Source organism: Streptococcus sp. HMSC066E07 (genome assembly GCF_001814695.1).
Taxonomy (GTDB): domain Bacteria; phylum Bacillota; class Bacilli; order Lactobacillales; family Streptococcaceae; genus Streptococcus; species Streptococcus hominis.
In genome coordinates this window covers 96647-117968 of the sequence record NZ_KV817412.1, presented here as the reverse complement: position 1 = coordinate 117968, position 21322 = coordinate 96647, and the positions used below count along the sequence as shown (strand labels likewise).

Sequence of the window (21322 nt, the reverse complement as noted above, 5' to 3'; positions counted from 1 at the left end):
CTTCTACTATGCGTTGTTGTTCGGTAAGTGGGGGGAGAGGGATGAGAATAGAAGCAACTTTATCACTATTCAAGTTTTTCACAACAGCTCCATTAATTAGAGATAAAAATTGATAATAAACTACATTTGATGAAAGAATATAGAATAGGTAATCTCTATTTAATGAGTTTTCATAGTTCAAAATAGCCAACCATCCATCGTGTATTGCACCATCAACATTCAAAATATAAGGTCTACCAAAACTCATAGAATTAGTTAACAAAAATGTACCTTTTTTTACAAATCTAGTTTTGTTAAGCCCTGATTTTTTGATTTTTTCTTTAACATTATTTATATACTTTTCACCCTTTTTAGTATCACCTATTTTTATCCAATTTATTCCATCTACTTCAGAAGTAAGATAATCTTTGATTGGTCGTGGAGAGCCACCTCTAACAATTTCAACCAATGTAGAAAACCTCACCCACTCCCAACTATCAGGAATATCATAAGGGACATCAATTTCTTGAATACTTCCATCAGCGAACTTCTCATAAGGTTTCTTATGCGCTTCGAATATGTAAAAAGGCGTACAAAATACGCCTTATAGAGAACGGGAATGAAATAGATTTACCATTGGTAGGATTGCAGATGGTTTATTTTTTAATTTTTAACCTCCAACCGAATATCCAAAACCTCCACTTTTTCCGCCTGTAGTTGCTCATTCCAAAATTCAATATCTTCAGGATTTTCCGTTTGGCAACCTCGACAGAAATATTCTTCCGCTCGTTCAGGATTTAAAAATCGACAAGCGTAAACAAAATGGTCGCCGTCTTCATTTATCGGGATAATTGCCTCAAACGTATCTTTCGAAAAAATATTTACAGATGTGTAATTTTGGAGTTCACCAAAGTTAGTGAGCTTGTAGATTTCAATTTGAGGCAGCTTGTTTTCTTGCTCGATATTGTTTTCGAAATTGAATTTTTCCATATTAACTCCTTTAATTTTATTTTTCAGGTCTGATGATAACTCTAAGTCGTAAAAGAGTCAAGGGGAACTTTCGAAAAAAAATAAATAGCGACCGAAATCGCTATTTAGGGGTTATAGGTATGTTTCATTTTGACTGCTACTTGACTGGGGACGGGGGTGGGACTACGAACTAAAAATTTTCGATTTTTAGTTCTGTCCCACTCCCTAGCGGATAAAATGAAAGAATAAGTTATGGAATGAGAAAAAGTTATCGTGTAAACTAAAATAGTCAGAAGCGCTGGTTGCAATTCTGACTATTGAGATAAAGTTGGAAAAATTCGGGGAGTAAGATATTTATGACGCTCAACGCATGGTGACAAATTCTTCTGATCCGGTTGGGTGAATGGCAACAGTCGCATCAAAATCTGCTTTGGTAGCTCCCATTTTAATAGCAACGGCAAAACCTTGAATCATCTCATCAACGCCGTAGCCAATAGCGTGAAGACCAATGACTTTCTCATCTGGTCCAGCTGTAATGAGTTTGAACTTAGCTTGTTGTCGGTGTTGGGTGACAGCTGAATACATGGAAGCAAAGCTAGAAGTGTAAATATGGATATTTTCTGTTCCATATTGTTGGATTGCTTGCTCTTCGGTCAAGCCAACGGTTCCAATCGCTGGATGAGAGAAGACAACAGTTGGAATATTAGAATAATCCATTTTAGCTTCAGTTTTTCCATTAAATAAGCGTTCGGCTAAGGTACGACCTGCTTTGATAGCGACAGGGGTTAATTCTTTTTCGCCTGTAACATCTCCTAGAGCATAAATCCCCGGTGTTGCTGTATTTTGAAATTCGTCAACTGCTATAAAGCCACGAGAATTTAGGGTAATACCAGCCGCCTCTAAATTCAACCCTTTGGTGTTTGCAGTTCGCCCAGTTGCCCAGATGACGTGTTGAGCGGTGTGGCTCGTTCCGTCCTCAAAGGTAATGCGAATCGCTCCGTTTTCAAGTTTTTCAAGCTTTTCTGGTATTTTGTGAGTATGTAGAGTAGGACCTGATTTCTTCATTTCTTCCACAAGACCATCAATGATATAAGAATCAAAGCTGCGGAGAGGACGATCTCGACGAACGAAAAGGTCTGTTTTTACACCCAGAGCATGAAGGAGTCCGGCTAGTTCAACTGCGATATAGCCGGCACCGAGAATGGCAACGGATTGAGGGAGTTCTTCCCATGCAAAAACATCGTCAGAGGTTTCGCCGAATTCTGCTCCAGATACTGCTGGAATATGAGGGTGAGCACCAGTTGCGATGACAATGTGCTTGGCTTGGATAAGCTCGCCGTTGACTTCAACCGTATGATGGTCTATGAATTTAGCGCGACCTTCAATCAGCTCGACGCCATTTCGATTGAAACTATTATTGTAAGAATTGCGGGCACGATCAATATAGGCTTCGCGATTTTTCCGAAGCATCTTAAAGTCAAACTGCTGATTATCCGAAGTAAAACCATAGTCTGGTCCGTAATCTTGAATGGCTTCAGCGATTTGGGCACCATACCACATGATTTTTTTAGGAACACAGCCGACGTTGACACAGGTGCCTCCTAATTTCTTTTCTTCAATAACGGCAGCTTTTGCACCGTGTTCTCCAGCACGATTCATGGTTGCAATTCCTCCGCTACCGCCCCCAATAGCAATGATGTCAAATGTTCTCATACGAGTCTCCTTTTATCTATAGTATGAAATCATTGTAACGTTTTTGGAAAATGATTGCAAAAATCTGCTACAAAAATTGATAAAAGGCTTGATTATTCAATTGTATTATTGTATTATATATTTAATACAATATGAAATAACTAGAAAGAAGGTAGATGGATGTTAAAAGAGTAAAGGATTTCTTATAGATGTTATTTTATTTTTAATCGTATGTGTTATAATATAAAAAATAGACCGTTTTCATCAGGAGGAGAAAGAGATGAAAAAATTGAAAAAGTGGCAGTTGTACAGCTTGATTGGTGTAACTGTGGTTGTCGTTTTAGGAGCGATAGGTACCATGTTATTGTTTAATGGTAATAGTACTGCTGATAAAGATAAAGAAGAAACGATTCAAGTGCAGAAAGCAAAAGAAGGGTCAGTTGCTTCATCTGCTTTGCTGTCAGGAAATGTTGCGGCTAACAATGAGCAATATGTCTACTATGACGGGACAAAGGGCGATTTGGATAATGTTCTTGTAAATGTTGGAGATCAAGTTACAGCCGGACAAGCCTTAGTTCAATACAAGAGTGTTGAAGCACAAGCTACATATGATACTGCTGTTCGTGCTTTAAACAAGATTGATCGCCAAATTTATGATTTGAAAACGTATGGAACAACTGTTGATGTGACGGGTGATGAAGCGGCAGATAATAAAACAACTGCGTCTGCACAACGTTCGGTGGATTCTCAATTAAACGATTTGCAGGACAGTCGCGCAGATGCTGTGGACAATGTCAATAAAGCACAGGCATTACTAGATGCAACGACTGTCACCAGTACAAATAATGGGACTGTAGTAGAAGTCAATCGTGATGTTTCTAAGTCTACGACAGGTACTAATCAAACACTCGTTCATATTGTCAATAACGGCAACCTTCAAGTGAAGGGCGAATTATCAGAGTATAATCTGGCAAATCTTTCAGTCGGGCAAGAAGTGACGATTACGTCCAAGGTCTATCCAGATAAGAAATGGACTGGGAAAATCAGCTATATCTCAAATTATCCAAAAGACAGTCAAAATGCAGCGGCAGCTGGTGCAGGCACTGTAAATTCAGGAGCAAAATACCCTTATACAGTAGATATTACAAGCGAAATTGGTGATTTGAAGCAAGGATTTTCCGTCAATGTTGAAGTAAAAAACAATACAAGAGGGATTTTAGTGCCGGTCAACAGTGTTGTTTCTGAAAATAATAAAAACTATGTTTGGACATTAGAAAAAGGAACTGCAAAAAAAGTGCAAGTAACACTGGGAAATGCAGATGCTAAAAATCAAGAAATCTCATCTGGTTTGACAAAAGATAGTAAAGTTATCACCAATCCAACAGATAGCTTGAAAGACGGTCAAGAGGTGAAATCGTATGAAGAAACTCATTGATTTAAAAAATGTTAGCAAAAGTTATCGCAATGGAGATCAGGAGCTTCAAGTTTTGAAAGATGTTCATTTAGAAGTTGAAGAAGGTGAATTTGTTGCGATTATGGGGCCTTCTGGCTCAGGAAAGTCAACCTTGATGAATATCATTGGTATGTTGGATCGCCCAACGAGTGGTGAATATTACTTGGAAGGTGAAGAAGTTGCCAAGCTCAGTGAGAAAAAGCTAGCCAAAGTGCGTAATCAGCAGATTGGCTTCGTTTTCCAACAATTCTTCCTCTTGTCAAAATTAAATGCTCTTCAAAATGTAGAACTTCCTTTGATTTATGCAGGGGTTTCTCAATCCAAACGGAAAGCTTTAGCAGAGCAATATCTTAAAAAAGTTGAGTTAGAAACGCGGATGCACCATTTACCATCAGAACTTTCTGGTGGGCAAAAGCAACGGGTGGCTATTGCGCGTGCCTTGGTCAATCATCCCTCCATTATCTTAGCAGATGAGCCGACGGGAGCCTTGGATACCAAGACGGGTGAGCAAATTATGGAATTGCTGACGGAGCTAAATCGTGAAGGAAAAACCATTATCATGGTCACTCATGAGCCTGAGATTGCAGCCTTTGCAAAACGACAAATCGTTATTCGAGACGGTGTCATCTCATCAGACAGTAAGAAAGGAGAAGCATGATGCAGAATTGGAAATTTGCAATCAACTCCATTATGGGGCATAAAATGCGCTCTTTCTTAACGATGTTGGGCATTATCATTGGTGTTATGTCTGTTGTGGTTATTGTGGCTCTAGGAAGTGGTATGTCCAATGCCTTCACAGATGTTTTGGGTGGTGCACAGCAAGATGTTTCCTTATTTTACTCACACAAGAGAAGTAAAAACGGTGATGGTGTTATGACGTATCAAGAGATGCGTGACGATGCTGAAAGTGGAAATGGTGATGAGACAGTTTCGACAGAAGAAGAGCCTCGAATCCAAGAAGTTTGGGTCAAGCAAGCGGTTAATGATATTAGCGGAATTGACAATTATTATGTTACAAATAACACAACCGCTACAGTAAATTATGGTAAGAAAAAGGCGGATAATATTCCTATAACAGGTATCAATTCCACTTACTTTACGGTAAAGAAATACCAAATCGTTGCAGGACGGACATTGAAATCAAATGATTATCAAACATTTGCAAGAGTTGTATTACTGGATACGAAACTAGCTGATATTCTTTTTGGAGGTGCAGATAAGGCGCTCAATCAGATTGTCCAGCTGGGATCTAATAATTACCGTGTGATTGGGGTTTATAAAGATCCAAATGAAACGCGAAATCGCTTAGCCAATATGAACAACGGAAATTTACTAATGGCTAACACTCAGTTGGCAGCTGAATACAATGTTGCTGAGATTATGAATGTCGTGGTACATGTTAAAAAATTAGATGATGTGCTGAAAGACGGAAGCGCAGCTGCGCGCTTGATGACAAAATTGTCTGGTGTGATAGAAGGCGAGTACCAGATGTTTGATCAAGCCAGTCAATTGGCTGCTATCCAAAGTCAGGTTGCCATTGTGCAAGTGGTTTTTGGAGCGATTGCCGGGATAGCACTTCTCGTTGGTGGTATTGGTGTTATGAATATTATGCTTGTATCAGTGACAGAACGAACCCGTGAAATCGGTCTTCGAAAAGCCCTTGGAGCAACCCGTGGCAATATCTTGATGCAATTTGTCATTGAGTCAATGGTGTTGACAGCGATTGGCGGTTTGATTGGGCTTGCTTTAGCAGCTCTTATCGTGGCATCTATCGGTCATAGTTTGGATGCATTTTTCGGAGCTCCACCTACCATTACGACTGTGTCTGCTGTCGGAAGTGTGCTTTTTTCTGCAACTATCGGAATTGTTTTCGGTATTTTGCCAGCTAATAAGGCTTCTAAATTGGATCCAATCGAATCCTTGCGTTATGAATAAAAAACTGACCGTTGCAGTATGAGAAAAAACGTGTAAAAAACTCCAACAGATACTCATTTTTCTAGTGAGTTATCTATTGGAGTTTTTATATGAAATGAATGGTTTTTAGTGTGATACACGTTTGCGAGCTGCTTTTTTACGGTTTTCTTCGATGAAAGCTGCTTTCTTTTCTTCAGGTTCAATCACTTTTTTCTTGAATGTATAAACTGCACCTGCAACAGCAGCAACAGTACCAGCTACGCCAGTTACAACACCTTTAACAAATCCTTTAGCCATGAGATTTCTCCTTTTCTGAACTTTATTTATGTTATAATATATAGTAACGAAAAATTAAATTTTTTTCAAGGGAAAAGATGAAAACCAAGATAATTGTAATTGTAGGACCAACTGCTGTCGGAAAAACAGCTCTCAGTATAGACCTCGCAAAACGTTTCAATGGTGAGATTATTAGCGGTGATAGTCAGCAAGTGTATAGAAAACTGAACATCGGAACGGCTAAAGTTACTCCAGATGAGCAGGAGGGGATTCCTCATTATTTGATAGATGTTCGGGAAGTGACCGAGTCTTATTCAGCCTTTGACTTTGTAAAAGAAGCCGAGGCTGCTGTTGAGATGATTGTAGCAAAAGGAAAACTGCCGATTATTGCAGGCGGAACGGGGCTTTACATTCAAAGTTTGCTGGAGGGCTATCATCTGGGCGGTTCAGCTTCTTATGAGGAGATTTTAGCTTATCGAGCTGAACTAGATACCTTGGCTGATGAGGAATTATTTGGCAAAATAGCAGAGCTGGGCATCAAAATTCCCCAGATTAACCGCAGGCGGGCTATGCGAGCGCTGGAAATTGCTCATTTGGGGAATGAACTTGAAAACAAACAGCCTGACTATGAAGCCCTGCTGATTTGTCTGGACGATGACCGAGAAGTTCTCTATGAGCGTATCAATCAGCGAGTGGATCTAATGTTAAAGGCTAGACTTTTAGAAGAGGCGAAGTGGCTTTATGACAACTATCCACATGTCCAAGCCAGCAAAGGAATTGGCTACAAAGAACTTTTCCCCTACTTTGCTGGGGAGTTGACCTTAGAGGAAGCTATCAATAAACTTAAACAAAATACTCGCCGCTTTGCTAAACGTCAGCTAACTTGGTTCAGAAATCGCATGAATGCTACTTTTTATCAGGTTTCAGAGCCGAATGTCAAAGAGCGGATTATGCAGGATATAGAGGAATTTTTGAATGATTGAAACAGAAAAACAGCAGGAACGAGTCATCCTCATCGGAGTAGAATTGCAGGGAATAGAAAACTTCTCTATGTCTATGGAAGAATTAGCCAGTTTAGCAAAGACTGCTGGCGCTCAGGTGGTTTCCTCTTACACTCAGAAACGAGAGAAGTATGACAGCAAGATTTTTGTTGGTGCTGGAAAATTAGAAGAAATCAAGCGTATGGTAGAAGCAGATGAGATTTCAACTGTCATTGTTAATAATCGTCTGACACCTCGCCAGAATATCAATTTGGAAGAAATTTTAGGGATCAAGGTTATTGACCGCATGCAATTGATTTTGGATATTTTTGCTATGCGGGCTAGAAGTCATGAAGGAAAACTTCAAGTTCACTTGGCTCAACTCAAATATCTCTTGCCTCGCTTGGTCGGGCAGGGGATTATGCTCAGCCGTCAGGCTGGGGGAATTGGTTCCCGCGGTCCTGGTGAAAGTCAGTTGGAACTCAATCGTCGTAGTGTTCGCAATCAGATTCATGATATTGAGCGCCAACTCAAAATTGTAGAGAAAAACCGCGCAACTGTACGGGAGAAACGTCTGGACTCTAGTGTTTTTAAAATCGGTCTGATTGGTTATACCAATGCTGGGAAGTCTACCATAATGAATGTCTTGACGAACAAGAATCAATATGAAGCGGACGAGCTTTTTGCCACTCTAGATGCGACAACAAAAAGCGTCAATTTGATAGGTAGGCTGAATGTGACACTGACAGATACAGTTGGTTTTATTCAGGATTTGCCAACGGAATTGGTATCTAGCTTCAAGTCTACTCTAGAAGAGAGTAAAAATGTGGACCTTTTGGTTCATGTGATTGACGCTAGCGACCCTAACCACGAGGAACATGAAAAAACGGTCTTGGCTATTATGAAGGACTTGGATATGTTAGACATTCCTCGCTTGACCCTCTATAATAAAGCGGACAAAGCAGAGAACTTTACTCCAACTTTAACTCCCTATGTCCTGATTTCGGCGAAAAAGGAAAATAGCAGAGCAGTCTTGCAGGAGGCCCTGCTGAATAAGATGAGAGAACTCTTTGTCCCTTTTTGGATCAAGGTTAGCCCTAGCAAGGCTTATAAGTTACATGAATTGGAAAGTCTATCAATCATTGATAAGAGAGAATATCTGGAAGAAAGTGAAACACTTTCTGGCTACATAGCAGAAAAGAATAAATGGAGACTAGAAGAATTTTATGACTGATTATATCAATTTAGCGCTTAAATATGGCGGTTTTACGAGCTTAGACCGTGTTTACCTAGAAAAGGTTTTGGACAAGTTGTCTGATTCGCAAAAAATGACTTTTATCACACCGCCACCTAGCGTTATCAATGCGTATTTTTCGGAACTCTATCAAAAAAAGAGTCCGGAAGCTGCAATGGATTATTTTTTAGAATTAAGTAAAGAATTGGCTCTTTTTAACGACCACCCTAGCTTTGAGGAGGAAAAGCCTTTTATCCGCCTGAATCTTTCAGGTAAGTCTTATGGTTTCTGCTTTGAAAACGAAGATGGGATTGGTTTGATTTTTCCAGAACGTCCAGAGGTAATTCAGTCTGATCTGCTTTTTGAAATTGCTCAGATTTTTCCTCACTATCTGGTTTATGAAGAGGAAAATGTCATTCGGATGATGCCAGCAATTCCTGAAGAAGTAGTCCAAAAGCAGCCGCTCTCTGCTCTGACAGATCTTTATAAGCTAGCAGATGGTCGCCTGAAACTGGAAGGGTACAATCAGGAAGAGCTAATCCAGTTGGCTCAAGACTATTCTGGTCAGCTTTACTATCGCTCGCAGAATCGCTCTGCTATGATTTATATTAAGGAAAAATAGAGAGAATAATATGCAACTACAATTTTTAGGTACAGGAGCAGGTCAGCCGTCTAAGGCTCGCAATGTATCCAGTCTGGTTTTGAAATTATTGGATGAAATCAATGAAATCTGGATGTTTGATTGCGGTGAAGGAACCCAGAATCGTATTTTAGAGACAACGATTCGTCCTAGAAAGATTAGAAAAATTTTTATCACTCATCTGCATGGGGATCATATTTTTGGTCTGCCGGGTTTTCTCTCCAGTCGAGCATTTCAAGCCAATGAAGAGCAAACTGATATTGAAATCTATGGACCAGTTGGCATCAAAAGTTTTGTCATGACAAGTCTGCGTGTGTCAGGGTCTCGTCTGCCTTATCGGATTCATTTTCATGAGTTTGATGAAAAAAGCTTAGGGAAAATTTTGGAAACTGACAAATTTACAGTTTATGCCGAGAAGCTAGACCACAGTATTTTTTGTGTGGGTTATCGCATTATGCAGAAAGACTTAGAGGGAACCTTGGATGCAGAGAAGTTAAAAGCTGCGGGGCTTCCTTTTGGGCCTCTCTTTGGTAAGGTAAAAAATGGAGAGGATGTAGTGCTAGAAGACGGAACAAAGATTATAGCAGCGGATTACATTTCAGCTCCGCGACCTGGCAAGATCATTACTATTCTGGGAGATACACGTAAAACGCATGCCAGTGTGCGGCTTGCTGTTAATGCAGATGTTTTGGTGCACGAGTCTACTTATGGTAAAGGGGACGAAAGAATTGCTAAAAATCACGGGCATTCTACTAATATGCAGGCAGCAGAAGTTGCTAGAGATGCTGGTGCCAAGCGCCTCCTTCTCAATCATATTAGCGCACGCTTTCTGTCGAAAGATATTGGTCAAATGCGCAAAGATGCCAGTTCCATTTTTAAAAACGTTCACTTGGTCAAGGATTTAGAAGAAGTAGAACTATAAAATTTTAGCGAGAATCAGCTAGAGGAAAGAAATTCATGAATCTATTATTTGTCAGACATGGGAAAGATTCTGATCAACACAGAGGTGGCTGGAGTCAGCTCGATTTGCTTCCTGAGGGAAAAAGGGAAGCAAAAATGTTAGCAGATTACTTAGTCCGATACAAAGAAGACTACCATTTTACAAAAATTATTACGAGTGATTTAAAAAGAGCTGAGACAACTGCAACAATTTTAGTGGAGGCGCTTCAACTGCCGTTGGAGAAAGAAAGCAGCTTACGAGAAACGAATAATGGTGATTTAGCAGGAATGTTAAATAGTGAAGCTGATCAAAAATTTCCTCGTCTTTATTTTAGAAGTCTTGCAATGGACGAGCATTATCCAAATGGAGAAAGCCCGATAGAATTTTATCAACGGATAAAAACTTGGTTTGAACTTTTTTTGAAGGAAAATCATAACTCAGATGAGATGCAAATTGTGGTCACACATGGTGGAGTAATCAACATTATCTATCATTTAGTGAACCAAATAGAATGGACGAATAAAAGCAATCTATTTCACGTCAAACATTGCAGCATTAGTATATTGAATACAAAAACGCTTGTTTTTGAGGTTGAAAACCAAACGGATTTTTTAGAAGAAAAATAAGGAGAACACATGCGAACAATCGTTATTACAGGGGCTAGTGGCGGTGTGGCTCAGGAAATGGTGAAGTTGTTGCCAAATGACCAGCTGATTTTAGTGGGACGCAGTCAAGAAAAATTAATAAAACTTTATTCAAATCATGCGCATTGCGAATTCGTTGAGTTGGATATTACAGATTACAAAGCTTTAGAAGCTTTTAATGAAGAAATTTACCAGAAGTATGCTCAGGTGGATGTTCTAGTCAACAATGCTGGTTACGGGATTTTTGAGGAATTTGACAAGATTAGCAACGAAGATATTCATGCCATGTTTGAGGTCAATACGTTTGCTCTGATGAATCTGTCTCGTCTTTTCGGAGAGCAGATGAAGCAAGCGGGTCATGGGCATATTGTCAATCTTGTTAGTACAGCTGGGCTGATTGCCAGTGCCAAATCCAGTCTTTACTCGGCTACCAAGTTTGCTGGAATTGGCTTTTCTAATGCTTTGCGCTTAGAGCTCATGCCTTACAATGTCTATGTGACCACCGTTAATCCGGGACCAATTAAGACGGCTTTCTTTGACAAAGCTGACCCTGACGGTAGTTATGTTAAGGCAGTTGATAAGTATATTTTAGAAGCGGATGTCGTTGCTAAGCAAATTGTGGACAATTTTGGAAAGAAGAAACGGGAGCTGACGATGCCTTTCGCTCTGAAAGCAGCCCACAAACTTTATACGCTTTTTCCAAATATTGGTGATAAACTAGCTAGTAAAATGTTTAATTATAAGTAGGAGAATTTTATGGATGTGACAGCTTACAAAGAATTTTTAAAACAACCTTGGGGTAAGCTTTATTATGATATTCTCTTTGCTCAGCTAGCACATATAAAAAACAAGAAAGTACTGGATTTCGGTAGTGGTTTTGGTCTGGTAGCAGATTTTTTAGCACAAAACAATCAGGTAACAGCCATAGAGCCAAATGGCGAAATGATTGCAGAGCGGAAGCAGAATTTTCATTATCATCAACTACAAGGCAGTCTGGAATTGTTGAAGGAAATTCCAAGTGCTCGTTTTGACCTGATCGTTTGCCACAATGTTCTGGAGTATGTGGATGAGCCAGCTCTTTACCTAGCTGAATTTAGCAGATTGCTGAAAAAAGGCGGACAGATTTCTCTCATCAAGCACAATGAAGTGGGGCGAATCATGCAGACTGTTGTGTTTGCAAATGATACAAATTTAGCATTGGATTTATTATCAGGTAAGTCCTATCAATCACATACAATGGGGCAAGCAACCTATTATGAAATAGCAGACGTATTACAAAAAGCTGACACTGAACTGACTGTTCAGGACTATCAAGGAATCCGAATTTTCTATGGTCTGCAAGACAATGCAGTGAAGACTGCTAATGACTGGCGGGAAAAGATGCTGGAGGTAGAGCTTGTAGTTTGCCAACAGTCTCCTTATCGAGATATTGCGGCTTTTCAGCATATTTGGCTACAAAAAGGAGGCAAGAATGATTCGTTATTTTGCAAATAGACAAATTACAATTGAAGACTTACTTCCACTTTATCAATCTGTTAGCTGGACCAACTATACAGAACGGTCAGATATGTTAGAACAAGCATTTCAGCACTCACTATTTACTGTATCAGCCTATGATGGGGAACAGTTAGTTGGTCTCCTTCGAGCAGTCGGAGACGGATTTTCTAGTGTTTTCATTCAGGACTTGTTAGTTTTTTCGTCTTATCAGCGCCAAGGTATCGGTCGAGAATTGGTTCGACAAACGCTGGAGACATTTGCAGATGTTTATCAGATTCAGCTAGTAACAGAGCAGTCAGACAAAAATTTAGCCTTTTATCGCTCTTTAGGATTTCGGGAACTGTCGGATTTGAATTGCACGGGTTTGATTTATAGAGGTAAAAGCTATTAGATAAATGCTTGTGTATAAAATTGGAGGTTTGGGCTAGTGAAAGCTAGTCTTTTCGTGTTATAATAGACTTTATATTGCAACAGAAAGATAAAAGCATGATTACATCAAAATATGATTGGCAGATTGCCACAAATTTTTCAGATGAGGGTTTTATTAAAAAAGCTAAAAAACTTGGCTTGGAGGCTTCGGTAGCTAATCTGGTCTACCAGAGAGGAATTCAGACAGAAGAAGCACTGCGAGATTTTCTAGAGCCTAGTTTGGACCAGCTGCATGATCCTTATGAACTGCATGATATGGATAAGGCAGTGACGCGCATTCGTCAAGCGATTGAAAATTATGAGCAGATCTTGATTTATGGCGATTATGATGCGGATGGCATGACTTCGGCTTCTATTGTTAAAGAAGCACTAGAACAACTTGGAGCAGAGTGTCAGGTCTATTTGCCCAATCGATTTACAGACGGTTATGGTCCTAACGCGAGTGTTTACAAGTATTTTATTGAAAATCAGGGAATTTCACTCATCGTTACAGTGGATAATGGAGTTGCAGGACATGAAGCAATCGAACTAGCTCAGTCTATGGGAGTGGATGTCATTGTGACGGATCACCATTCTATGCCAGAGGTACTTCCTGATGCTTATGCAATTATTCACCCAGAACATCCGGAAGCTGATTATCCTTTTAAGCATTTAGCTGGCTGCGGTGTAGCTTTTAAGTTAGCGACTGCTCTTTTAGAGGAAGTACAAGTAGAGTTGCTAGATCTAGTCGCTATTGGAACTATCGCAGATATGGTCAGCCTAACGGATGAAAATCGCATTCTGGTCAAATATGGGCTAAGCGTCCTCAAAAATACTCAACGAATCGGCTTGCAGGAGCTTTTTAAGATTGCAGGTATTCAGGAAAATGAAGTGGATGAAGAAACAGTCGGTTTTCAAATAGCCCCTAGACTCAATGCTCTAGGTCGATTGGATGATCCAAATCCTGCTATTGAACTTCTGACGGGTTTTGATGAAGATGAAGTGCGTGATATTGCCCTGATGATTAACCAGAAAAATGAAGAGCGCAAAGAGATTGTTCAGAAGATTTATGATGAAGCCAAGACCATGGTTGATCCCGATAATCCTGTTCAAGTTCTAGCTAGTGAAGGTTGGAATCCAGGTGTTTTGGGAATTGTGGCAGGTCGGCTTTTGGAAGAATTACACCAGCCGGTCATCGTCTTGAATATTGAAAATGATTTGGCAAAAGGCAGCGCCCGCAGCATTGAAGCAGTTGATATTTTTGAAGCGTTAGACCCTCATCGAGATTTATTTGTGGCTTTTGGTGGGCATGCAGGGGCAGCTGGGATGACTCTAGAGGCCAGCAAGTTAGAAGCACTCAGTCAGGTTTTGGTAGCATATATTGAAGATAATCAAGTGGATTTGTCCACTAAGAATGAGCTCTTTTTGGATGAGGAATTATCCTTGCCAGATTTGACACTAGAGCCCCTCAAAAACTTTGAAAAGTTAGCTCCTTTTGGCATGGACAATAAAAAGCCTGTTTTTTATTTGAAAGATTTTAAGGTTGAAAATGCCCACACCATGGGGGCGGGAAATACTCACCTTAAGCTGAAAATTTCTCAGGCTGACGCAGTTTTTGAGGTAGTAGCTTTTGGTCTAGGTAATCTTGCAACAGAATTTTCCCAAACTAAAAACTTAGAGCTGGCGGTTACTCTGTCGGTCAATAAATGGAATGGTCAAACTAGTCTCCAGCTTATGCTGGTGGATGCTAGGGTCAATGGGATTCAGCTCTTTAATATCCGAGGTAAAAATGCTCCTTTGCCTGAAAATGTGCCCGTCCTGCGTTTTTCAGAAGAAATGCCTAATTTGGAAAAGAGCAGAGCAGTTGTGGTGTATGACTTGCCTGAACGCCTAAATCAGCTCAAAGTAATCATTCAGCAAGGACATTTTGAAGCAATTTACTTTAAAAATGAGATTGCTCAGCCCTATTATCTGACAGGTTTCGGAACGAGAGACCAGTTTGCAAAACTCTATAAAACAATTTATCAATTTCCAGAGTTTGACATTCGTTATAAGCTCAAAGAACTAGCTGTTTATCTCAAGATTGACCCAATTCTACTCATCAAGATGATTCAGATATTTGAAGAGCTGGACTTTGTGACAATTCAAGATGGAGTGATGCAAGTAAACAAAAAAGCAGAAAAAAAGGCTATTGAAAACAGCCATATTTATCAAGAACTGAAGAAAACAGTCAAAGAGCAGGAGCTTATGGCTCTGGGAACGGTGCAGGAAATTTATGATTATCTGATAGAAAAAGATGAATTTTCAAACTAAATTTTAGATGAACTATTTATTGGTCTCGCACCGAAGGCTGCGAGACGGACTGAAAGTCGCATAATAAAAAAGTCATGAGTAAGATGGATCTCATGACTTTATTGTTTATATAAGTATTACTATCAGCTTGTGTTACCTACTGCAAATTCACTTTATTTTTGAGGATATAATACGTTCCGGCATAGTAGATAAGCCCTAAAAGAAGATAGGCTATGACTCCGCTCAAACTACCTAAAGAAGTTGAAAGTGATGGGAAAGCCGAAACGCTCAAATTAGCGACGATAAGCAGAGAAAAATAAATTCCAAAATAAGTTAGAAAGGCTATTGCAGTGCGGTGATCTTGGAAGAGTTGACCGATAGAGATAGAAAGATAAATCAATAGGATATTTGGGATAAGGACTACAAGATAGTATCCAAATGATTTCAAGGCTTCACCAGTCATTTCCCAAAAGTGTTTACCAAGTAATCGAACAACTGTTTCAATTTCAGATTGTGTATGAAAAGCAGTTCCCACAATAAGGGCAATGATGAAAAAACTAAGAAATAATGCAATGGTACTAAGAATCGTCCATATAATAGCGCCAAGTAATTTTGAAAGGATAATTTGGTGTTCATTAACTGGTAAGGTGAGCGTTAGGTATCCTTCTCTTTCATAAACACTATTTTTAAAACGACGAATAATCAGAAAGAGTGTTGAAATTGCAAGTGCCACAAGGAGACCTGAGAAAATCAGCATTGTAAAACCGAAGAAAGTACTTGTCATACTCCCTGCTTCATTAGTAGAAGACTGCAAACGGTCGAAAAAGTTCCTTCCATTTGCAAAATGTCTTAGCCAAAGTCCAATACTAATAGATAGAAAGAGTACGATTCCATATAATCCTAAATACCACTTATTTACATTTTTAAATTCATATTTTAATAAATTCCAAAACATAGTTAATCTCCTTCATTTATCTTAAGCTTTAAATTCTTGTCGGAAGAGTTGGTCAATGGATCCACCAGACTCATAACGAATATCATCTACATTGCCTTGCCGAACGACCTTGCCATTATCAATAAAGATAATTTCATCTAAGATTGGTTCAATATCTGAAATCAAATGTGTTGAAATGAGAACAGAAGCACTAGGTGAATAATTGTTGATAATCGTTTGTAAAATGTAGTCTCGTGCTGCTGGATCAACTCCTCCAATTGGTTCATCAAGAACATAAAGTTTGGCTTGGCGGCTCATGACCAAAATCAACTGAACTTTTTCTTTGTTTCCTTTGGATAATTTTTTGAATGCTAGATTTTCGTCAATGTGAAGATCTTGTAACAAGGCTTGAGCACGCTCCATCTCAAAATCTGCATAGAAAGATTGAAAGTACTGCAAAGCATCTTTGACTTTCATTTTTTCATTCAGGTAGGTCGTATCTGGTAAATAAGATACGATTTTTTTGGTTTCTGGTGACGGTTGAAGCCCATTGATGAGAACTTTCCCATCATTTGGCTGGAGCAAACCATTGATAAGTTTAATTATAGTTGTCTTTCCAGAGCCATTTGGACCGAGCAAGCCGATAATTTTTCCAGCTTCGATTTCAAAATTGATGTGTTCTAAAGCAAGTGTGCTGCCGTAGGATTTTGAGACATTTTCAAATGCAAGTAAGACCATTTCCTAAACTCCTTTTATATAATCTTCAACAATTGTTGGTAATTCTTCTTTCTGATAACCAAAATGAATCATACCATTTACAAATTTTTCCACTTCCTCCTTAGAAAGTTTTTGTCTTGCTTGTAAAATCAAGTCGCGATTATCTGTGACGAAACGTCCTGATGTTCGTTGAGAATAGACAAATCCTTCTTTTTCCAAGTCAGATAAAGCACGCTGGATTGTATTGGGATTGACCCCCGCTTCAGCAGCCAATTCTCTGACGGCAGGTAGCTTTTCGCCAGCTTGCAGTTGATTGGAGATGATTTGTAATTTTATCCTGTCCATGATTTGTAAATAAATGGGCAGATTATTATCAAAAGTCCAACTCATGATTTCTCCTTTCTTCTGTATCTTTGTACTAATTAAATAATACAGTATTTTTTAAAAAATAGCAAGCCTTTAGAAAAAACTTCTATTATTTTTTCTTTAGCAAGCAAGCCAGAAATTTAGTATAATAGAAAAAAGAAGAATCAAAGGAGGATGCCGTGGTTGCTCAATTAGATACCAAAACTGTTTATACATTTATGGATAGTTTGATTTCTATAAAAAAATATGTAGAAACAGCTAAAAATTTAGGCTATCAAACTCTAGGGATAATGGACATTGACAATCTCTATGGAGTTTATCATTTCATGGAAACGGCGATCGAGCAAGGAATTCAGCCGCTTTTAGGCGTGGAAATGACCTTGGATTACGCTGGACTTCCTCTTAATCTTCGCTTTCTAGCTCTTGATAGTCAAGGGTATCGCAATTTAATGAAACTTTCTACTTTAAAAATGATAGGAAAAAGCAAGTGGGAAGAATTTCAGCATTTATTGGAAGGAATAGCGGTTATTGTGCCTGTGTTTGAGGGCATTGAAGCCTTAGACTTGGGACGAGAGTTTTATATTGGCGTATTTTCTGACACTCCTAAGCAGGCGTTTCCTCATCCAACCTTGCCTTTGCAGACAGTTCGCTATTTTGATACAGGGGATTTAGAAACCTTGCAAATGCTATGTGCCATTCGTGAAAATAGTAGCTTGCGGGAAGTTGGAAATTTGCCAAATCACGACTACCTCTTATCACCTGAGCAATTCACACAATCCTTTCAAGAAAATTATCCAGAAAGTCTGGATAATTTAAAGCAGCTAGTTGCAGGCATTCATTATGAAATCAATACAGAGTTAAAATTACCGCGCTTTAATCCAGAACAATCAGCGGTAAAGGAACTACGAGAACGGGCAGAAGCAGGCTTGGAGAAAAAAGGGCTGAATGGTTCGATTTATAAAGAACGATTGCAGCAAGAGCTGTCTGTCATCCACCAAATGGGTTTTGACGACTACTTTTTGATTGTCTGGGATTTATTGCGCTTTGGTCGCAGTCAGGGATATTATATGGGCATGGGACGTGGTTCTGCCGTTGGAAGCCTAGTTGCCTATGCGCTAGAGATTACAGGGATTGATCCTGTCGAAAAGGGCCTCCTTTTTGAGCGTTTTTTAAATGTGGAACGTTATACTATGCCCGATATTGATATTGACATTCCTGATGTCTATCGTCCAGAATTTATCCGCTATGTCCGCGATCGCTATGGAACCATGCATGCAGCTCAAATCGTGACCTATTCGACCTTTGGAGCTAAGCAAGCGATTCGTGATGTTTTTAAACGCTACGGTGTTCCAGAGTATGAATTGACCAATATTACCCGTAAAATTAGTTTCCGTGATAATCTGACATCTGCTTATGAAAAAAATATGTCTTTCCGCCAAATTATCAACAGTAAGCTGGAATATCAAAAAGCTTTTGAAATTGCGAAAAAAATCGAAGGAAATCCTCGTCAAACTTCTATCCATGCAGCAGGTGTCGTGATGAGTGACAATGACCTGACAGATCACATTCCGCTTAAATATGGGGAAGATATGTATATCACGCAATACGATGCGCATGGTGTTGAGAGTAACGGTCTGCTCAAGATGGATTTCCTTGGCTTGCGCAATCTAACCTTTGTCCAACGAATGAAAGAAGCAGCCTTGGAGAAATACGGTGTCGCTATTGATATTGCAAAGATTAACTTAGAAGACACAGCAACCTTACAGCTTTTTGCTGCTGGCAGAACTAAAGGGATTTTTCAATTTGAGCAAGCAGGTGCCATTAACCTTTTGAAACGAGTGCAGCCAGCTCGATTTGAAGAAGTGGTTGCAACAACCTCACTCAATCGTCCAGGAGCTAGTGACTATATAGATAATTTTGTCAGAAGAAAGCATGGACAAGAAAAAGTAGAAATGCTGGACTCAAGTTTGGAAGACATCTTGGCGCCAACTTACGGCATTATGCTCTATCAAGAGCAAGTAATGCAAGTAGCGCAACGGTTTGGGGGCTTTTCACTGGGGAAGGCTGACATTTTACGTCGTGCTATGGGGAAGAAAAATGTTGCCGAAATGCACAAAATGGAAGCAGAGTTTGTCACAGGAGCTCTCGAACTTGGGCATTCTGAAACTAAAGCAAAAGAAGTATTTGCAGTTATGGAAAAGTTTGCAGGTTATGGCTTCAACCGTAGTCACGCTTATGCCTATTCTGCACTTGCTTTTCAGTTGGCTTATTTTAAGGCACATTATCCTGATATTTTCTTTGATATTATGCTGAATTATTCAAGCAGTGATTACATCACAGATGCGCTAGAATTCGACTTCCAAGTTGCTTCTTTAAATATCAATAACATTCCTTATAGAGATAAGTTTCAAGACAAGCAGATTTATTTAGGGTTAAAAAATATCAAAGGCTTACCACGTGATGTTGCTTATTGGATTATTGAAAATCGTCCTTTTTCAAATGTAGAAGACTTCGTTTTGAAGTTGCCAACGCAATATCATAAGGTTCAGTTACTAACTCCTTTAGTGCAAGTTGGTTTATTTGATGTATTTGAAAAAAATCGTCAAAAAATCCTGCAAAATCTTCCGAATTTATTTGTCTTTGCGGATGAGCTGGGTAGTCTTTTTGCAGATACAAATTATAGCTGGACAGAAGCAGAGGATTATACAGAAGCAGAAAAATTTGAGTTAGAAAAAGAAATTATCGGTGTCGGTTTGAGCGAGCATCCCTTGGTAAAACTTGCAAAATCTGCTACTCAAGCCTTTACCCCTATTCAAGACTTGGTTGAAAACAATCATGCAACGATTTTAGTAGAGATTTTGTCCATTCGTGTTATCCGTACCAAAACGGGTGAAAATATGGCCTTCTTACAAGTGAGTGATGCTAAAAGAAAAATGGAGGTAACAGTCTTTCCAGATGCTTTTAAACAGTTCAGCAAAGGTTTGCATGAAAAAGGCTTTTATTATCTGACTGGTCGGGTTCAAAAACGCGAGGAGCGTTTGCAGTTAATTTTAAATGATTTGCAGGAAGCTATCACCGAACGTTTTTGGATACAAGTAGAAGATCATGAAAGCGATGCAGCAATATCCGCTATTTTACGACAATTTCGAGGAGATATTCCGGTTGTTCTTCGATATGAAAATGAAAGAAAAACAGTAGCAATTACTCAATATCGTGTTCAAAAATCAGAGAAATTACAAGAAGAATTGAAAAAAATAACCATGAAAACGATTTATCAATAAAAAATTAGGAAAAAAGAAGAATTTTGGTTTTGATTGTGGTATAATCAAGGGTGAATGTAAAAAGAAAAAGGAGCACAAACGAATGAAACGTATTGCTGTTTTGACTAGTGGTGGTGATGCCCCTGGTATGAATGCTGCTATCCGTGCAGTTGTTCGTAAAGCAATTTCAGAAGGAATGGAAGTTTACGGTATCTATGACGGTTATGCCGGTATGGTTGCTGGTGAGATCTATCCACTTGATGCTGCATCAGTTGGAGATATTATTTCACGTGGTGGTACTTTCCTTCACTCAGCTCGTTATCCAGAATTTGCCCAATTAGAAGGACAATTAAAAGGGATTGAGCAACTTAAAAAACATGGTATTGAAGGAGTCGTAGTTATCGGTGGTGATGGTTCTTACCATGGTGCTATGCGTTTGACAGAACATGGTTTTCCAGCTGTCGGACTTCCTGGTACGATTGACAATGATATTGTTGGTACAGACTTTACAATCGGCTTTGATACTGCTGTAACAACTGCAATGGACGCCATTGATAAGATTCGTGACACATCATCTAGTCACCGTCGTACTTTTGTTGTTGAAGTCATGGGACGCAATGCTGGAGACATCGCTCTCTGGGCTGGTATTGCTACAGGAGCCGATGAAATCATCGTTCCCGAAGAAGGCTTCAAGATTGAAGATATCGTCGCTAGCATTAAACGTGGCTATGAAGAAGGTAAGAAACATAACATTATCGTTCTGGCAGAAGGTGTCATGTCGGCGAATGAGTTTGGCAAGAAATTGAAAGAAGCTGGTGATGTGAGTGACCTCCGTGTGACCGAACTTGGACATATTCAACGTGGTGGTTCACCAACTGCACGTGACCGTGTTCTTGCTTCACGTATGGGTGCTCATGCTGTTAGCCTTCTTAAAAAGGGCATTGGTGGTGTTGCAGTTGGTATTCGCAACGAACAAATGGTTGAAAATCCAATCCTCGGTACAGCAGAAGAAGGTGCTTTGTTTAGTTTAACTGAAGACGGCAAGATTATTGTTAATAATCCACACAAAGCTGATCTTGATCTCGCTAAATTAAACCGTAGCATTTCAATGTAATTTTAATTTGTTA

General features: G+C 39.4%; 19 protein-coding genes and 2 pseudogenes. 14 read left to right on the top strand and 7 right to left on the bottom strand.

What is annotated here, in order from left to right; translation table 11 throughout:
* The 3 genes and pseudogenes from HMPREF2984_RS01010 to gorA form a co-directional block, all read right to left on the bottom strand.
* Positions 1–529, bottom strand: a pseudogene (locus HMPREF2984_RS01010) (restriction endonuclease subunit S); the annotation flags it as partial.
* A gap of 296 nt (positions 530–825) precedes the next feature.
* Positions 826–969 (bottom strand): annotated as a pseudogene (locus HMPREF2984_RS09930) (cell envelope); the annotation flags it as partial.
* Between the two features lie 342 nt (positions 970–1311).
* Positions 1312–2661 carry a glutathione-disulfide reductase gene (gene gorA, locus HMPREF2984_RS00995; RefSeq protein ID WP_049533697.1) on the bottom strand — a complete coding sequence of 450 codons (1350 nt, stop codon included), beginning with the start codon at positions 2659–2661 and terminating at the stop codon, positions 1312–1314.
* A 259-nt stretch (positions 2662–2920) separates the two neighbouring features.
* Between gorA and HMPREF2984_RS00990 the strand changes: the two genes are divergently transcribed.
* Genes HMPREF2984_RS00990 through HMPREF2984_RS00980 form a run of 3 tightly spaced genes read left to right on the top strand, consistent with a single transcriptional unit; the run spans position 2921 to position 6028 of the window.
* Positions 2921–4075, top strand: a complete 1155-nt coding sequence (locus HMPREF2984_RS00990) for an efflux RND transporter periplasmic adaptor subunit (RefSeq protein ID WP_049533699.1) — start codon at positions 2921–2923, stop codon at positions 4073–4075.
* The gene (locus tag HMPREF2984_RS00985; RefSeq protein ID WP_003024078.1) at positions 4059–4751 is read left to right on the top strand and encodes an ABC transporter ATP-binding protein; all 693 of its coding nucleotides are present in this window, start codon (positions 4059–4061) and stop codon (positions 4749–4751) included. Before HMPREF2984_RS00990 ends, HMPREF2984_RS00985 begins: the two co-directional genes overlap by 17 nt.
* Positions 4751–6028, top strand: coding sequence for an ABC transporter permease (locus HMPREF2984_RS00980; protein WP_049533703.1), 1278 nt, complete (start codon positions 4751–4753; stop codon positions 6026–6028). The genes HMPREF2984_RS00985 and HMPREF2984_RS00980 overlap by 1 nt, the downstream gene beginning before the upstream one ends.
* Positions 6029–6133: 105 nt before the next feature.
* Here the strand turns inward: HMPREF2984_RS00980 and HMPREF2984_RS00975 are convergent, their stop codons facing one another.
* A complete protein-coding gene (locus tag HMPREF2984_RS00975) occupies positions 6134–6304 on the bottom strand; it encodes a DUF3042 family protein (RefSeq protein ID WP_003024081.1) in 171 nt (56 codons plus the stop codon).
* A 77-nt stretch (positions 6305–6381) separates the two neighbouring features.
* Here HMPREF2984_RS00975 and miaA point away from each other — a divergent pair, with 77 nt between their 5' ends.
* The 9 genes from miaA (at position 6382) to recJ (ending at position 14939) form a co-directional block, all read left to right on the top strand.
* Positions 6382–7266 carry a tRNA (adenosine(37)-N6)-dimethylallyltransferase MiaA gene (gene miaA, locus HMPREF2984_RS00970; RefSeq protein ID WP_049533706.1) on the top strand — a complete coding sequence of 295 codons (885 nt, stop codon included), beginning with the start codon at positions 6382–6384 and terminating at the stop codon, positions 7264–7266.
* Positions 7259–8497, top strand: a complete 1239-nt coding sequence (gene hflX, locus HMPREF2984_RS00965; protein WP_049533707.1) for a GTPase HflX — start codon at positions 7259–7261, stop codon at positions 8495–8497. The genes miaA and hflX overlap by 8 nt, the downstream gene beginning before the upstream one ends.
* Positions 8490–9119: a cystathionine beta-lyase gene (locus HMPREF2984_RS00960; RefSeq protein ID WP_070670042.1), complete on the top strand. Its 630-nt coding sequence runs from the start codon at positions 8490–8492 to the stop codon at positions 9117–9119. The genes hflX and HMPREF2984_RS00960 overlap by 8 nt, the downstream gene beginning before the upstream one ends.
* A gap of 10 nt (positions 9120–9129) precedes the next feature.
* Positions 9130–10059 carry a ribonuclease Z gene (rnz, locus tag HMPREF2984_RS00955; protein WP_070670040.1) on the top strand — a complete coding sequence of 310 codons (930 nt, stop codon included), beginning with the start codon at positions 9130–9132 and terminating at the stop codon, positions 10057–10059.
* Positions 10060–10094: 35 nt separating this feature from the next.
* A complete protein-coding gene (locus HMPREF2984_RS00950; protein ID WP_070670038.1) occupies positions 10095–10703 on the top strand; it encodes a histidine phosphatase family protein in 609 nt (202 codons plus the stop codon).
* Positions 10704–10712: 9 nt separating this feature from the next.
* Positions 10713–11468 carry an SDR family NAD(P)-dependent oxidoreductase gene (locus tag HMPREF2984_RS00945; RefSeq protein ID WP_049533714.1) on the top strand — a complete coding sequence of 252 codons (756 nt, stop codon included), beginning with the start codon at positions 10713–10715 and terminating at the stop codon, positions 11466–11468.
* A gap of 9 nt (positions 11469–11477) precedes the next feature.
* Complete coding sequence (locus HMPREF2984_RS00940; protein WP_049533716.1) at positions 11478–12215, top strand: class I SAM-dependent methyltransferase; 738 nt, start codon at positions 11478–11480, stop codon at positions 12213–12215.
* Positions 12193–12609 carry a GNAT family N-acetyltransferase gene (locus HMPREF2984_RS00935; protein WP_049533718.1) on the top strand — a complete coding sequence of 139 codons (417 nt, stop codon included), beginning with the start codon at positions 12193–12195 and terminating at the stop codon, positions 12607–12609. The genes HMPREF2984_RS00940 and HMPREF2984_RS00935 overlap by 23 nt, the downstream gene beginning before the upstream one ends.
* A gap of 95 nt (positions 12610–12704) precedes the next feature.
* A complete protein-coding gene (gene recJ / locus HMPREF2984_RS00930) occupies positions 12705–14939 on the top strand; it encodes a single-stranded-DNA-specific exonuclease RecJ (RefSeq protein WP_070670036.1) in 2235 nt (744 codons plus the stop codon).
* A 136-nt stretch (positions 14940–15075) separates the two neighbouring features.
* On the opposite strand, the gene HMPREF2984_RS00925 is transcribed toward recJ, so the two are convergent.
* The 3 genes from HMPREF2984_RS00925 to HMPREF2984_RS00915 are packed head-to-tail and all read right to left on the bottom strand — an operon-like array spanning position 15076 to position 16959.
* Complete coding sequence (locus HMPREF2984_RS00925; protein ID WP_070670034.1) at positions 15076–15873, bottom strand: ABC transporter ATP-binding protein; 798 nt, start codon at positions 15871–15873, stop codon at positions 15076–15078.
* Positions 15874–15894: 21 nt separating this feature from the next.
* Entirely contained in the window at positions 15895–16590 is a 696-nt protein-coding gene (locus tag HMPREF2984_RS00920) for an ABC transporter ATP-binding protein (protein WP_037597212.1), read from the bottom strand.
* Positions 16591–16593: 3 nt separating this feature from the next.
* On the bottom strand, positions 16594–16959 hold the full coding sequence (locus tag HMPREF2984_RS00915; RefSeq protein WP_070670033.1) for a GntR family transcriptional regulator: 366 nt from the start codon (positions 16957–16959) through the stop codon (positions 16594–16596).
* Positions 16960–17114: 155 nt separating this feature from the next.
* On the opposite strand from HMPREF2984_RS00915, the gene HMPREF2984_RS00910 reads away from it, so the two are divergent.
* On the top strand, positions 17115–20216 hold the full coding sequence (locus HMPREF2984_RS00910; RefSeq protein ID WP_070670031.1) for a DNA polymerase III subunit alpha: 3102 nt from the start codon (positions 17115–17117) through the stop codon (positions 20214–20216).
* Between the two features lie 82 nt (positions 20217–20298).
* Positions 20299–21309, top strand: a complete 1011-nt coding sequence (gene pfkA / locus HMPREF2984_RS00905) for a 6-phosphofructokinase (protein ID WP_003042339.1) — start codon at positions 20299–20301, stop codon at positions 21307–21309.
* The last annotated feature ends 13 nt before the right edge of the window (positions 21310–21322 follow it).

Coding starts and splice junctions, on each gene's coding strand:
- gorA (WP_049533697.1), bottom strand. CDS start 2,661: ATGAGAACATTTGACATCATTGCTATTGGGGGCGGTAGCGGAGGAATT.
- HMPREF2984_RS00990 (WP_049533699.1), top strand. CDS start 2,921: ATGAAAAAATTGAAAAAGTGGCAGTTGTACAGCTTGATTGGTGTAACT.
- HMPREF2984_RS00985 (WP_003024078.1), top strand. CDS start 4,059: ATGAAGAAACTCATTGATTTAAAAAATGTTAGCAAAAGTTATCGCAAT.
- HMPREF2984_RS00980 (WP_049533703.1), top strand. CDS start 4,751: ATGCAGAATTGGAAATTTGCAATCAACTCCATTATGGGGCATAAAATG.
- HMPREF2984_RS00975 (WP_003024081.1), bottom strand. CDS start 6,304: ATGGCTAAAGGATTTGTTAAAGGTGTTGTAACTGGCGTAGCTGGTACT.
- miaA (WP_049533706.1), top strand. CDS start 6,382: ATGAAAACCAAGATAATTGTAATTGTAGGACCAACTGCTGTCGGAAAA.
- hflX (WP_049533707.1), top strand. CDS start 7,259: ATGATTGAAACAGAAAAACAGCAGGAACGAGTCATCCTCATCGGAGTA.
- HMPREF2984_RS00960 (WP_070670042.1), top strand. CDS start 8,490: ATGACTGATTATATCAATTTAGCGCTTAAATATGGCGGTTTTACGAGC.
- rnz (WP_070670040.1), top strand. CDS start 9,130: ATGCAACTACAATTTTTAGGTACAGGAGCAGGTCAGCCGTCTAAGGCT.
- HMPREF2984_RS00950 (WP_070670038.1), top strand. CDS start 10,095: ATGAATCTATTATTTGTCAGACATGGGAAAGATTCTGATCAACACAGA.
- HMPREF2984_RS00945 (WP_049533714.1), top strand. CDS start 10,713: ATGCGAACAATCGTTATTACAGGGGCTAGTGGCGGTGTGGCTCAGGAA.
- HMPREF2984_RS00940 (WP_049533716.1), top strand. CDS start 11,478: ATGGATGTGACAGCTTACAAAGAATTTTTAAAACAACCTTGGGGTAAG.
- HMPREF2984_RS00935 (WP_049533718.1), top strand. CDS start 12,193: ATGATTCGTTATTTTGCAAATAGACAAATTACAATTGAAGACTTACTT.
- recJ (WP_070670036.1), top strand. CDS start 12,705: ATGATTACATCAAAATATGATTGGCAGATTGCCACAAATTTTTCAGAT.
- HMPREF2984_RS00925 (WP_070670034.1), bottom strand. CDS start 15,873: ATGTTTTGGAATTTATTAAAATATGAATTTAAAAATGTAAATAAGTGG.
- HMPREF2984_RS00920 (WP_037597212.1), bottom strand. CDS start 16,590: ATGGTCTTACTTGCATTTGAAAATGTCTCAAAATCCTACGGCAGCACA.
- HMPREF2984_RS00915 (WP_070670033.1), bottom strand. CDS start 16,959: ATGAGTTGGACTTTTGATAATAATCTGCCCATTTATTTACAAATCATG.
- pfkA (WP_003042339.1), top strand. CDS start 20,299: ATGAAACGTATTGCTGTTTTGACTAGTGGTGGTGATGCCCCTGGTATG.